Source organism: Pseudomonas sp. B21-035 (assembly GCF_024748945.1).
GTDB lineage: Bacteria > Pseudomonadota > Gammaproteobacteria > Pseudomonadales > Pseudomonadaceae > Aquipseudomonas.
Genome location: NZ_CP087179.1, coordinates 2509058 through 2522915, shown reverse-complemented (window position 1 = coordinate 2522915; position 13858 = coordinate 2509058). Strand labels below are relative to the sequence as shown.

Sequence of the window (13858 nt, the reverse complement as noted above, 5' to 3'; positions counted from 1 at the left end):
AGCGATAAAAAAACCGAAGCCCAGGCTTCGGTTTTTTTTGCTGGCTCAACCAGCATCACGTCCAATTTCTTCTTTTGTCAGCACCCCTGGAAGCTCGTTTTCCCTCACTTCCCGGGCATCCTGCAGTTTCCTGTAGGCCTGAATCCATGTGGCTTCATCGTACGCTAGCTGCGCCAGCTCGCTTGGTGCCAGCGCAAATGCCGAGGCCAGCTGTTCAGCCGTCTCCCCCGCTACCACAGGAAGCGGCGTCGTCAGGTCTGCTTGCGTTCCTCGTAGCCGTTGCAAGTCTTCCATGAAACCGGTCGCAGGATCGAAGATGCCGGCCAGTTGAGCCTGTAGCGCCTCGTAGCGCGCGCGATACCTGCGCTTGAGGTAATCTTGCCAATAGATTTCCTGGGTCATCCATTCAGGCAGCAGAGCCGCCTGATCCTGGCGGATTATACGCGCAGCCTCAGCCAGCATATCGCTGGTGACCCAGAACACCGTATGGCCATGGATCATTTCTGTCGGTTGATGACGCAAGCCCAGGCGTTCAGCCAGATGAATCCGGTAATACAGTTCCACTTCGATCGCATCGATGAAGTGCACGAACTGCGGATCGGCCTGCCAGCCGCGGATCTGCTCCGCCACATAGGTGCGCAGGCGTTGCAGGCGCCAGCGGCTGATGCCCAGGGCCAGCAACTGTCGACTTGCCTGGCCACCCTGACCGAGTGCCTGATCGGCCTCTCGCAGCCCCTGCAGGTCACTGAATACCACGATATCGCGGTCCTCGCAGGTATCGGCGTCAACTGCCTGGGCGAACAGTTGCCTGCCCAGTTGTTCAGGGTCCGCTGCAGCCGCCTCGATCAGTTGCACAGCCTGAGGCTCGGTTACTTGTCCGTTGGTCAGCAACCGGGCCAGTAAACGCCTGAACGAGCGTGACTCAGGCAGGCGAAACAGCTCCAGCGCGGTGTGCTCCTGCTCTTGCGTCAGTTGCTGATAGGCGCTCAGGTCGGTGTCCCCTCCGTCATCCAGCACCTCCTCGATACGCACGTCCGCCCCGGGCTCGGCCTGAACCGCCATGCGCTCACGAATCAAGCGGGTAGTCAGCGCCTCGCTCATGCCCTCGTAGCCAAACAACAGCCGCGGCATTCGTCCGGCGCCAGCAGGCACTTCGATAATGGCATTGCCTTCGAGGCGAACGTCAAAGTTCGCGGTGGTCTCAAGCCCCAGCGGCCAGCCAGTGATGTGCGCGTCCGGCAACGCCAAGAGGCGCAGCCGCGGCATCTGGCGAATGTCCGGAGTAAGCACCAGCGGGTTATGGCCCATGGACAACTCACGCAAGTTGGTTATGCCCGCCAGCTCACTGACATCGGCTTCGCTCAGGGTGATGTTGTTGCGCGTCAGGTACAGCCGGCGCAGGTTCGGCATCCCGGCCAATTCGGCAAACGCGCCTGGGCCGAAGCTGGCTTCGTTCTCCATCAGTGACAAGAAGCGCAAGCCGGACAGCTGCCGCAAGGGCGCCAGTTGCTCGGCCGTGACAGTGACCGGCGAGGGCGACACGCCCCGAAGATCCAGCGACCACAAACGCCGAAGCCCGCCCAAGCGCGCCAGGTGGGCCAACCCTGTTCGGCTATAGGTGAGATCCAGCACCCGCAACTCACTCAGTTGGCCAATGTTCTGCGGGATTTGCGTGATCGGCGTGTGACGTACGCTCAAGCGACGCAGATTGGGGTAGGCGCTCAAGAACTCTGCCGGCAACTCACTGATGGCCGTCATGCTGCTCAACTCGAGTTCGAGAATCTGGCCGACGGCGCTCGTAAGAGGCGGCAGCGCATCAACCCTGGGGGAGTTGAGTGTCAGTACGTAGCCGGGCGCCCCATCCACTTGATACTCGCTGACCTCAAGTGGCGCCCTGCTGCGCAGTTGCCAGACATCCAGCAACTGCATCGCCAATTGCCGGCGCCTTTCGCGGGCCGTGTTTGTAGCCCCCTGTTCCACCCACGACGACAGGCCTTGGCGTTCGGCTTCCAGCTCCTGCTCCAGATCGCCGACTAAATTTTCCAGGTTTTCACCCTGCAAAACTGCATTACGGACAATATCGCGCAACTGTTCATCGGTCTTGTCGGGAAACAGGCTGCGCAGACGCTGCTCATACGTGCGCGGCAACAAGCGCCCGATCGTACCACCCAAGGGATAGCCACGGCGCCCGGCCCCGACCGGCAGGGGCGGCCTGAAACGCCCCTGCTCCACCGCCATGCCCAACGCCAGCCGCGCCTTGGCAGGCTGACGCGCCGCCTGCACCAGCAGGGCGCGGCGCAGTGCGGTGCTGTCACCGATGTTCAAGCCAAGCGCCACGCGCTCGCTATCGGGCAAAGCCTGCAGCAGGCTGGTGAAGAAGCCGTGATCCGCTGTCTCAAGCCCGCTCAACTCGGCGTCATTTTCGTCGAAAGCGCGCCAGCCCTGGGCACTTTTAACCAGGGTTTTTCGCGACGTCGCGCCCGCGCTGCCAATGCTGTCGAGCTCAGTGCCGGACACACTGTCGCGGCGCACGCTCAAATGAACCGAGTCGCTCCAGCCGGACAATTCCGGCAACAAATGCAGGGCCAGCCGGTAGTTGTCGTCATTGGCCAGGTAGCTGATTTCGAGGCCTTCGCAAGCGCGTGACAGGCGTACCTGGCGCGACGCCTCGCGGGCCCGTTTGGCAAGCGTCAGCGGCACCCGCCCGGAAGCCTGCCAGCGGCTGCGCTCAACTTCGCTGGCCGCCTTGACCAAGGCTTCGGCGAGCGGCCGCGACAGCCCCTGGAAATCCCGCTGCAACGCCGTTTGCAGGGGGTCGAGCGGTTCACTCACATTCAGGTACAGGCTGTCGAAAATCCGTGACCTTGATGCCTGCATCTGCTCAGCCAGTTGCTGGCCGATCTCGGCTTCAAGGTCGCGGGCCAAGTGGTCATTACCAAACCAGCGGCTGCGTTCGGCCACGCTCAAACCCTCTACCACCCTGCGAATCAGGCGTCCTGCGGCCAGGTCACTGCGCGAGAGCTTGATGGCGGCCACCTCAGGCTGCGCACGACCATACACCATCGGTTGCCCCCACAGTTCGGCACTGTCATACAGCTCGACGGCTTTGCCTTGCGGCCAGCGCGGTAACTCCGGCAGCAGCGATACCGGGTAGTTGAAGCCTGATTGCAACCCCTGCCCGGTCCTGACATTGTCGATCTGTGCCGCGATCAGGCGATCGATTTCAAACCGCCGCCTGACGTCGAGCAAGGCTGCCGGGGCGGGTTGGTCGTCACTGTAGACCGCACGCAGCTCAGCATCGCTGACGCCGCTGATGTCGGCCATGCGCTCAAGCGCCGCGTCTGCCCAACCTTCGAAGGCGTGCCCGAGCCTGCGCACCAGGGTCGGGCGTGGCCAACTGTCGACGCGCTCCAGCGCATGATGCCAGGCACCCTCACCGTTATGCTCAAGTACAGGCCGGTAAGCCTGAGGGTCGTCGGGGTGCTCGACACGCCATTTGCCCAGGTGCGAATCCTGGGTGATTTCCAATGGCTTGCCCTCGATGCGGATGTAGCGTTTGCCAGCGACCCGGTAAATGCCTTGCGCATCGGCAAAGTGGCCCTCCAGCAGTGCTGTGCTTTGCTGGTAAGGGGCAAGATCCGGTCGCCACAGGCGGACCTCACCCCCTGGTAGCTCGACCACTTCCAGCGCATCGATCGCCAGCGGCTGGCTCAACGCTGCGCCCGCGGCTCCCGCAGCCACACCCAGTCCGGCAGTGATAGCCAGGTTGATACCGAAGGACTGCAAGTAGCTGATAGCCTGCTGCTGGTCATTGGCCTCCCAGGCTTGCAGGCCGTTGAACAGGTCGCCCAGCAGCTGCGCACCGAGGGCCACCATCATCACCTCGCCCAGGCCCGGCACGAAGAACGCGGCTACGTTGAGCATACTAAAGCCCAGGCCCAGGTAATGGTTCAGCTCCTGCAACCAGGCGTCGCGATCGACATCAGCGGTCGGCACCGCCAGGGTCCTGGCGTCGTCCCAGGCCCTGGCCAACATCGCGCTGTGCAGGTAGTCGAAGCACTCGCCGCGTATTTCCTGAAGCCTGGGTGGGTGCGCGTGCCAGTTGTCGCTTTGCTTCAATTGAGCGAATACGGTGGATTGCCCGCGGCGCCCGACGAAGCGACTGAAAAAGCCCTGGAACTGCGGGTCTTGCAGGCGCGCCTTGAGGCTGCGGTAAAAATCAGCGTAGGAGTCGTATTCCTGCACAGGCTTGGCATCGCCCGGCATTATCACCACGACCGGCACCGGCAGCGCCTGGCCGGCAGGATCGGGGCCAAGCAATAGAAAACCGCCGCCCAGGGTGCTACCGAAGAGGTTGAGCAGGTAGCAACGCGAGCCGTCGAACGCGCTGCTGCCACTCTCATACACCTTGTCGACCCTCAAGGTCTGTGTCGCCGGGGCGCTTGCCGACTGCCTGAGCATCTGCTTGAGCATGTGGTAAGCCGGCTCGCTGATGTGGCCGGCGATACGCGCCGCGTGCACGTTGCTTTCGCAGCGGTCCCTGGCCGCTGCTACCAGCGTGCGGCGCACGGCGTCGCGACTGTGGGCGGCATCGAGAATCGACTTGAGATGGTCCTGGTACTGTTGGCCGATATCCAGCTCCCGGCACAGCTTTGCAAACTGCTGGGGGCTGATGGGCAGCTTGCTGGCGTAACGGATGGATTGATGGGCGCGCCGCTCAGGGTCCACTGTCGAGGGGAAAGGTTGCAAGGCACCGACCGCCGTCACCGCACTGTAGGTATCGGTGCGAAAGATCTCTGCGTCGCTTGCAGTAAAATTCTGCAAGGCCGCCTGCAATAACGGCTGGCGTGATATCAACACCGAGGCCAGGCGATCTTCGCGCAACGAAGCATCATCGCGCATGTGCACCAGCTCATTGGCCGTTACGCTGATATCCAGCGCGAAGCGCTTGTTTATTTCAGCGCGTAGCAGCGGCTCGGCAAACTCGCTGATTCCCTTGATTTGCCTCAAAACCCGGGCGGCCGCAGCGCTGGAGGCCTGGGTACGCCTCAGGCTGTCGCTCAATGCCTGGCGCAGTTGCGCGTCGGTATCTGCGGCACTCTGCGCGGGAGGCAGTTGACGTTGATGCAGCTCTTTGATGGCATGGGTGCTGGCATGGCTCAGCCAGGTGGGGATCTGCTGGTTGAAATAGCGCTCATGGCTCTTGAAAGGCGTCAGGGTGTCGGTGGTCATTGTCGCTGCCTCATGGATGGCGGAAGGCAGCAGTCAATCAAAGGCACGCAGGGAGCGGGGTGTAGTTATATATGCTCAGCCGATCAAACCTGCTGATTGTGCTGCAACACGCTCACCTATAACGCCCGGGTGTGCTTGTGAGCGTGCGCGGCAGGAATTAGATTGGCCAATAATCTCTGGCTTTGAACATAAGGGAAACGCATGACGCTCACCGACCAGTCCACCCAGGTCCGCCCCGGCGAAGAACTTGATGCCGCAGTGATCGACCCTTATCTGAAAGCGCATATCCAGGGCCTGACCGGTGCGCCGACCATCAGCCAGTTCCCCGGTGGTGCCTCGAACCTGACCTACCTGGTGCAATACGCCGGGCGCGAGTTTGTGTTGCGTCGCCCGCCGTTTGGTCACAAGGCCAAATCCGCCCATGACATGGGCCGCGAGTTCCGCATCCTCAACCAGCTCAACAGCGGCTTCCCCTACTGCCCCAAGGCCTACGTGCATTGCACCGACGAGTCGCTGATCGGTGGCGAGTTCTATGTCATGGACCGGGTCAAGGGCATCATCTTGCGCTCGGACCTGCCGCCGGAGCTGGGCCTGGATGCCCAACGCACCGAGGCCCTGTGCAAGAGCTTCATCGAGCGGATGGTCGAGCTGCACCAGGTCGACTACAACGCCTGCGGCCTGGGCGACCTGGGCAAGCCCGAAGGCTACGTGCAACGCCAGATCGAGGGCTGGGCCAGCCGCTACGAAAAAGCCCTGACCGCCGATGCGCCACGCTGGGAAAAGGTCATCGCCTGGCTGCGCGAGAAAATGCCGGCCGATCACCCCAAGCCTGCCATCGTGCACAACGACTACCGCTTCGACAACGTCATCCTCGATGCCGACAACCCCATGCGCATCATCGGCGTGCTCGACTGGGAAATGACCACCATTGGCGATCCGCTGATGGATCTGGGCAACACCCTGGCCTACTGGATTCAAGCCGACGACCCGGCGCCGGTGCAACTGATGCGCCGCCAGCCAAGCAACGCCCCGGGCATGCTCACCCGCCAGCAGTTTGTCGATTACTACGGCGAACGTGCCGGGATCAAAATCGACAACTACGACTTCTACTACACCTACGGCCTGTTCCGCCTGGCCGGCATCGTCCAGCAGATCTACTACCGGTTCTTCCACGGCCAGACCCAGGACAAGCGCTTCGCCCAGTTCATCCACATGAACACGCTGCTGGAGCACATGAGCCTGCAGGTCATCGGCAAGTCCCCACTCTGACGACTCCAACAAGGAAAAGACCATGTCCAAGACCCACCTGTTCGACCTCGACGGCAAAGTCGCCTTCGTCTCCGGCGCCAGCCGCGGCATCGGCGAAGCCATCGCCCACCTGCTGGCCCAGCAAGGCGCCCATGTGATCGTCTCGAGCCGCAAGCTCGAGGGTTGCCAGCAGGTTGCCGAAGCGATCATCGCCGCCGGTGGCAAGGCCACCGCGGTTGCCTGCCACATCGGCGAGATGGAGCAGATCAGCCAGGTCTTCGCCGGCATTCGCGAACAGTTCGGGCGCCTGGACATCCTGGTCAACAACGCCGCCACCAACCCGCAGTTCTGCAACGTGCTGGACACTGACCTTGGCGCCTTCCAGAAGACCGTCGACGTCAACATCCGCGGTTACTTCTTCATGTCGGTGGAAGCCGGCAAGCTGATGCGCGACAACGGTGGCGGCAGCATCATCAACGTTGCCTCGATCAACGGCGTGTCGCCGGGGATCTTCCAGGGCATCTACTCGGTGACCAAGGCGGCGGTGATCAACATGACCAAGGTCTTCGCCAAGGAATGCGCGCCGTTCGGTATCCGCTGCAACGCCCTGCTGCCAGGCCTGACCGATACCAAATTCGCCTCGGCGCTGGTCAAGAACGATGCGATCCTCAACACCGCGCTGCAGCAGATCCCGCTCAAGCGCGTGGCCGACCCGAAAGAGATGGCCGGCGCGGTGCTGTACCTGGCCAGCGACGCATCGAGCTACACCACTGGCGTGGCGTTGAATGTCGACGGTGGCTTTTTGTCCTGATGAAAGCATCGCGGGGCAGGCCCGCCCCTACAGTAGGAGCGGGCTAGCCCCGCGATGAGGCCCTGACAGACAGTCCCGATCTCCATTACCATATCGACCCTTCGGCGCAGCCCTTCTGCGCCCAGTCGATTAAGCCCACGCCATGCCTTTCGAACTCAGCGTAGACCCCACCACCCTGGCGATTCTTGCCGCCGTCGCTTTCGTTGCCGGTTTCATCGATGCCATTGCCGGCGGTGGCGGCCTGCTCACCACCCCGGCGCTGCTCACCGCCGGCATGCCACCGCACCTGGTGCTGGGCACCAACAAGCTCAGCTCGACCTTCGGCTCGGCCACCGCCGGCTTCACCTACTACCGGCGCAAGCTGTTCCACCCGGCGCAGTGGCGTCATGCCCTGGTCGGTACTTTTATCGGTGCCCTGATCGGTGCGGTGGTGGCCCACTACCTGCCGGCCGAATGGCTGAACAAGATGCTGCCGGTGATCGTCTTTCTCTGTGGCGTCTACCTGCTGTTCGGCGGCACGCCCAAGGCGCCGCTGGATGCCGATGCGCCGGTGAAAAAGAAGTGGCAGATCCCCCAAGGCTTCACCCTGGGCTTCTACGACGGCGTGGCCGGCCCGGGCACCGGCGCGTTCTGGACCGTCAGCACGCTGCTGCTCTACCCCATCGACCTGGTCAAGGCCAGCGGCGTGGCGCGCAGCATGAACTTCGTCAGTAACGCCGCAGCGCTGTCGGTGTTCATCTTCTCCGGCCAGGTCGACTGGCTGGTGGGCCTGTCGATGGGCTCGGCACTGATGGTCGGCGCGTTCTTCGGCGCGCGCACCGCCATCAGCGGCGGCAGCAAGTTCATCCGCCCGGTGTTCATCACCGTGGTGCTGGCGCTGACCGTGCGCCTAGCGTGGCAGCACTGGTTCGGCCAGGCCTAGGCGGCGGGCCACGTACAGGTCGATCAGATAGCGCGCAATCGAACGCCCCGCCGGCAACGGCGGTAGCGCATCGACGCGAAACCACTGGGCGTCCTCGATCTCGTCCGGCTGCATGACGATCTCGCCGCCGGCGTACTCGGCATGAAAACCGAGCATCATCGAATGGGGGAACGGCCAGCACTGGCTGCCGACGTACTGGATGTTCTGCACCTCGATCGCGACCTCTTCGCGCACTTCGCGCACCAGGCAGTCTTCGGCCGATTCGCCAGGCTCGGCGAAGCCTGCCAGGGTGCTGTACACGCCGCTGACAAAGCGCGGTGAACGGGCCAGGAGGATTTCGTCGCCACGGCTGATCAGCACGATCATGCTCGGCGAGATGCGCGGGTAGCTGCGTAAATCACACGGCGCGCAGTACATCGCCCGCTCCCAGTGGATTTGCTCCATGGCCTGGCCGCAACTGCCACAGAAGCGATGCTCGCGGGCCCAGGTGCCGATCTGCGCGGCATAGCCAAGAATCTTGTAGGTCTCGAAGTCGCCTTCGAGCATGAACTGACGCAAGCCGCGCCAGCTGCAGCCGGCTACCGCCTGGGGGCTGCGCAACTCCAGAAGGAACACCGGCTGGCCATCGAAATGGCCGATGCCGTGCTCGCAAAGCACGTCCAGCTCCTGGCGCTTGAGCCAGTCGCGCGGGAACAGCGCGCCGTTGTCATCGACCAGAAAACCCTCACTGCTGCGGGCGACCGCCCAGCCGCCGGTGAGGTTTGTGTCCAGTACTGCGGTGGTCCAACGCGCTGACATGTGCCGGTTCCTTGCGGGGTTCGCCGCCGGGGGTCAGTCGGCGAACTCGGGTTTCTGTTTGCTCATGTGGGCGGCAACCGCCACCCGCAGATCGGTGGATTGCAGCATGGCGGCGTTCCAGGTGGCGATGTACTCCAGGCCATCGTCGATGCGGTGATCGCGCATGTAGCTGATCATGTGCTTGGTGCCGGCCACGGCAATGGGAGATTTTCCCGCAATTTCGGCGGCAATGGCAAAGACTCCGTCAAGCAGTGCCTCATGGCTGTCAAACACACGGTTGACCAGGCCGATGCGCTGGGCTTCGTCGGCGGCGACATTGCGCCCGGTGTAGGCCAGTTCGCGCATGATGCCGTCGCCGATGATCCGTGGCAGACGCTGCAGGGTGCCGACATCGGCGGCCATGCCCATGTCGACTTCCTTGATCGAGAACTGCGCGTCGCTGCTGCAGTAACGCATGTCGCAGGCCGAGACCAGGTCGATGGCGCCGCCGATGCAGTAACCCTGGATTGCCGCCAGCACCGGCTTGCGGCAGTTGTCCACGGCATTGAACGAGGCCTGCATGCGCAGGATGGTGCGGCGCAGCAGGCGCGCGTTGCGGCCGACGTCCTTGCCCAGTTCGTTGGCCACCGAGGCCAGCAGCATCAGGTCGATGCCGGAAGAAAAATGCTTGCCGGCACCGCTGATGACCACCGCGCGCACTTCGTCGGTTTCATCGATCCAGCGGAAGATCTCGACGATTTCGCTCCAGAACGCCGCGTTCATGGCGTTGTACTTTTCCGGGCGGTTGATCTGCACGTGGGCGATGCGGTTGTTCAGTTCGACCTTGAACGCTTGGTAGTCAGTCACGGTGCTCTCCTTGAAGGCGGCGAGGTTGATCGCAGGACTATAACAAGGTGCCCGTCGGCGCCAAGGCCGCGCTTGTGCCAAAACCGGGACTTTTACCTTGATCTCCGTTCGCACATGCGGCACTTTGCCCAGCTGTTGAATCATAAGGATACATTTTCATGTCCCGCTCCCTGGCCGGCGCCCTGGCCCACAATTTTCTTGGCCAGTCGCCGCGCTGGTACAAGGCTACCTTGTGCCTGTTCCTGCTGCTCAATCCCCTGCTGCTGTTCACCCTCGGCCCGGTGGTGGCCGGCTGGGTGCTGGTGATCGAGTTCATCTTCACCCTCGGCATGGCGCTCAAGTGCTACCCGCTGATGCCCGGCGGCCTGCTGATGGTCGAAGCCCTGCTGCTGGGCATGACCACGCCGCAAGCGCTGTATGAAGAGCTGCAGCACAACTTTCCGGTGATCCTGCTGCTGATGTTCATGGTCGCCGGTATCTACTTCATGAAGGACCTGCTGCTGTTCGTGTTTTCGCGGATTCTTCTCGGCGTGCGCTCCAAGGCCCTGCTGGCCTTGCTGTTCTGTTTTCTCTCGGCCTTTCTTTCGGCGTTTCTCGATGCGCTGACGGTGACGGCGGTGATCATCAGCGCGGCGGTCGGCTTTTACTCGGTGTATCACCGCGTCGCTTCCGGCGCCAACCCACGGGAAGACTCGGACCTGGACAGCGACCAGCACGTCGCCCACCTGCACCGCGAAGACCTGCAGCAATTTCGCGCATTCTTGCGCAGCCTGCTGATGCACGGCGCCGTGGGTACCGCCCTGGGCGGCGTGTGCACCCTGGTCGGCGAGCCGCAGAACCTGCTGATCGGCCACGAAATGGGCTGGCACTTTGCCGAGTTCTTCCTCAAGGTGGCGCCGGTGTCGCTGCCAGTACTGGCCGCCGGGCTGGTCACCTGCGTGCTGCTGGAGAAACTGCGCTGGTTCGGCTACGGCACCCTGCTGCCGGACAACGTGCGCCAGGTGCTGGCCGCCTATGCCGCCGAAGACGACGCCCAGCGCACCACCCAGCAACGTGCCGCACTGGTGGTGCAAGGCCTGGCAGCGCTGATCCTGATCATCGGCCTGGGCCTGCATGTGGCCGAAGTCGGCCTGATCGGCCTGCTGGTGATCGTGCTGATTACCGCCTTTACCGGCATCACCGACGAGCACCGCCTGGGCCGTGCGTTCCAGGACGCCATGCCGTTCACCTCATTGTTGGTGGTGTTCTTTGCCGTGGTCGCGGTGATCCACCAGCAGCAGCTGTTTACCCCGCTGATCCAGTGGGTACTGGCGCTGCCGGCCGATCAGCAGCCGGGCATGCTGTTTATCGCCAACGGCCTGTTGTCGGCGATCAGCGACAACGTGTTCGTCGCCACTATCTATATCACCGAGGTCAAGCAGGCGTTTGTCAACGGCGGCATGAGCCGCGAGCACTTCGAGACCCTGGCGGTGGCGATCAACACCGGCACCAACCTGCCGAGCGTAGCCACGCCCAACGGCCAGGCGGCATTCCTGTTCCTGCTGACCTCGGCGATTGCGCCGCTGATTCGCCTGTCGTATGGGCGCATGGTGTGGATGGCGCTGCCCTATACCGTGGTCATGGGTGGGCTGGGGTGGTGGGCGGTGACCTACTGGTTGTAACGCTGACTGCACGGGCCTGTGGGAGCAACTGTCTTAAGCAGCTTGCAAGTATTGGGGCAGCCAGGCTGTGTTTGAGCTGATCCATTTGATGATGAGGCGCTGCCGGCGCCTTCCGCCCTTACGGCGGGTCACTTTTGCTTGGCGGCAAAAGTAACCAAAAACGCCCTGTCCCTTCATCGGCCCTGCGCTGCGCTCCGGGTTCCCTCCTTCCACCCTTGCTCCCGTGGGGGCGCGCCGAAGGGCCGTCCCTGGCCCTGCGGCGCTCGCCGGCCATCCATGGCCGTCGCCCCACTACGCAAGGGTTCCACTCGGCCTTCTGCAAGGGACGATCGGTGGCGTCTGCAATTACGTACATCTAGAAGCAGAGCGCTTTTTTGCTTTCGCTTCTCGTGCATCGCCGGTCCATTCGCCGACAAGGCGCAAAGGTGAAGTGTGAGCAGCATCGCCAATGGATCAGCTCGCGCCTCTAAAGGCCTACGCTACCTGTGGGAGCGGCGGTGCGGCGACCCGACTTGACCCGCGATGCCTTTAACCACATTGCGCCCGGTCGCGCACCGGGCACTGGGCGCGGTGCAGGTTCAGCGCGGTGTTGATGATGCCGATATGGCTGAAAGCCTGGGGGAAATTGCCGAGCATGCGCCGGCCCAGCGGGTCGTACTGCTCGGCCAGCAGGCCGACGTCGTTGCACAGGGCCGCAAGACGTTCGAACAAGGTCCTGGCCTCCTCCTCCCGCCCCAGCAGCACATAGACATCCGCCAGCCAGAACGAACAGACCAGGAAGGTCCCCTCACCCGGCGTCAGCCCATCGCAACCGCTGTCGCTGTCATAGCGCAGCAACAGGCCATTGCGTAGCAGACGCTGCTCGATGCGCGCAAGGGTGGCGAGAAAGCGCGGATCATCCGCCGGCAGGAAGCCGGTCAGGGCAATCTGCAGCAGGCTGGCATCCATTTCGGTCGAACCATAAGCCTGGACGAAACAGCCCAGCTGCCCATCGAAGCCCTGTTCACACACCTGCCGGTGAATCCTGGCCGCCACCTGACGGTAATGCCCGGCGCGCGCCTGACCTTCTTCGGTGGTATCGCTCAAGCCGGCAGCGCGGTCGAAGGCCACCCAGGCCATGACTTTGGAATGGGTGAAGTGCTGCTGCCCGCCACGCACCTCCCAGATGCCCTCGTCCGGCTGCTGCCAGGTTTTTTCCAGGTACGGCATGATCAACCGGGCAATCGCCGCGCTGCGCGGGTGGCGCGGCAGGCCACCACGAATTGCCTGGCTCATGGCATCGGCGACCTCGCCATAAATATCCAGTTGGTGCTGCAACGCTGCGGCATTACCGATACGCACCGGTTGTGCACCTTCATAACCGGCCAGCCACGGCACTTCATACTCCGCCAGCCGCCGCTCGCCGGCCAGGCCGTACATGATCTGCATCTGCTCGGGGTTGCCGGCCACCGAGCGCAGCAGCCATTCGCGCCAGGCCTGGGCCTCTTCGAAGTAACCAAGGTTCATGAACGCCAGCAAGGTCATGGTCGCATCACGCAGCCAGCAATAGCGGTAGTCCCAGTTGCGCTCACCGCCCAGGCGCTCGGGCAACGAGGTGGTCACCGCCGCGACAATGCCGCCGGTGGGCGCGTAGGTCATGGCCTTGAGGGTAAGCAGTGAGCGCTTGACCAGCGCCGTCCAGGGGCCGACGTCCGGGCAGCGCGACGAAAACTGCTGCCACTGCTCCCGGGTCCGTTGCAAAGCTTGCTCGGCATCGAACGCTGCAGGCAATGGCAGGTGTGACGCCTGGTGGCTCAGGCTGAAGGCCAGGCGCTGGCCGGCCTTGACGGTAAAGCGGCTGCCGGTGTGGTGATCCAGGGCCTGGGTGGCGGCGCCGCTGCGCAGTATCAGCCGGTCGGGGCCAACCACCGCCGAGAGCACCAGCGGCTCGGCCTTTTCGACCCAAGGCACACTGTTGCCATAGTCAAAGCGCATCACCAGGTCCATCTCGAACGGCACTTCGCCTTCCAGGCCCTCGACAATGCGCAGCACGCTGTTGTGTTCAGCCAGGGGCATGCAGTCGATCAGGCGCGCACGGCCGCTGGCGGTGGTGAAGGTGGTGTGCAGGATCAGGGTGCCGTCCAGGTATTCACGGCTGACCTGCACCAAAGGCTCGCTCGGCGCCAGGCGCCAGCGGCCGTTTTCTTCATTGCCGAGCAAGGCGGCAAACACCGCCGGGGAGTCGAACCTGGGCAGGCACAGCCAGTCCAGGGAGCCGTCGCGGCCTACCAGCGCGGCGCTGCGACAGTTACCCAGCAGGGCGTAGTCTTCGATCAAACCCGGCATTCATCCCCCTTGTGC

8 protein-coding genes are annotated in these 13858 nt (G+C 63.2%); 4 read left to right on the top strand and 4 right to left on the bottom strand.

The features are described 5' to 3' along the window. Positions 1-45: 45 nt before the first annotated feature. Positions 46-5232 (bottom strand): dermonecrotic toxin domain-containing protein, encoded by a 5187-nt coding sequence (locus tag LOY22_RS11720; RefSeq protein ID WP_258597563.1) that lies wholly within the window; start codon positions 5230-5232, stop codon positions 46-48. A 201-nt stretch (positions 5233-5433) separates the two neighbouring features. On the opposite strand from LOY22_RS11720, the gene LOY22_RS11715 reads away from it, so the two are divergent. The 3 genes from LOY22_RS11715 to LOY22_RS11705 all read left to right on the top strand — a co-directional run bounded on the left by LOY22_RS11715 (position 5434) and on the right by LOY22_RS11705 (position 8213). After that, a complete protein-coding gene (locus tag LOY22_RS11715) occupies positions 5434-6501 on the top strand; it encodes a phosphotransferase family protein (protein ID WP_093383661.1) in 1068 nt (355 codons plus the stop codon). 22 nt (positions 6502-6523) lie between these two features. Next, positions 6524-7291, top strand: coding sequence for an SDR family oxidoreductase (locus LOY22_RS11710; protein ID WP_045198566.1), 768 nt, complete (start codon positions 6524-6526; stop codon positions 7289-7291). Positions 7292-7433: 142 nt separating this feature from the next. Continuing rightward, positions 7434-8213, top strand: a complete 780-nt coding sequence (locus tag LOY22_RS11705) for a TSUP family transporter (protein ID WP_045198562.1) — start codon at positions 7434-7436, stop codon at positions 8211-8213. On the opposite strand, the gene nudC is transcribed toward LOY22_RS11705, so the two are convergent. Both nudC and LOY22_RS11695 read right to left on the bottom strand, forming a co-directional pair. After that, positions 8181-9011 (bottom strand): NAD(+) diphosphatase, encoded by an 831-nt coding sequence (gene nudC, locus LOY22_RS11700; protein ID WP_093383666.1) that lies wholly within the window; start codon positions 9009-9011, stop codon positions 8181-8183. The two genes, LOY22_RS11705 and nudC, sit on opposite strands and share 33 nt — an antisense overlap. Positions 9012-9044: 33 nt before the next feature. Next, a complete protein-coding gene (locus LOY22_RS11695; RefSeq protein ID WP_045198558.1) occupies positions 9045-9857 on the bottom strand; it encodes a crotonase/enoyl-CoA hydratase family protein in 813 nt (270 codons plus the stop codon). 158 nt (positions 9858-10015) lie between these two features. On the opposite strand from LOY22_RS11695, the gene nhaB reads away from it, so the two are divergent. After that, on the top strand, positions 10016-11518 hold the full coding sequence (gene nhaB, locus LOY22_RS11690; protein WP_093383671.1) for a sodium/proton antiporter NhaB: 1503 nt from the start codon (positions 10016-10018) through the stop codon (positions 11516-11518). A 528-nt stretch (positions 11519-12046) separates the two neighbouring features. Here the strand turns inward: nhaB and LOY22_RS11685 are convergent. Continuing rightward, a complete protein-coding gene (locus tag LOY22_RS11685; protein ID WP_258597561.1) occupies positions 12047-13843 on the bottom strand; it encodes a glycoside hydrolase family 15 protein in 1797 nt (598 codons plus the stop codon). Between the last annotated feature and the right edge of the window lie 15 nt (positions 13844-13858).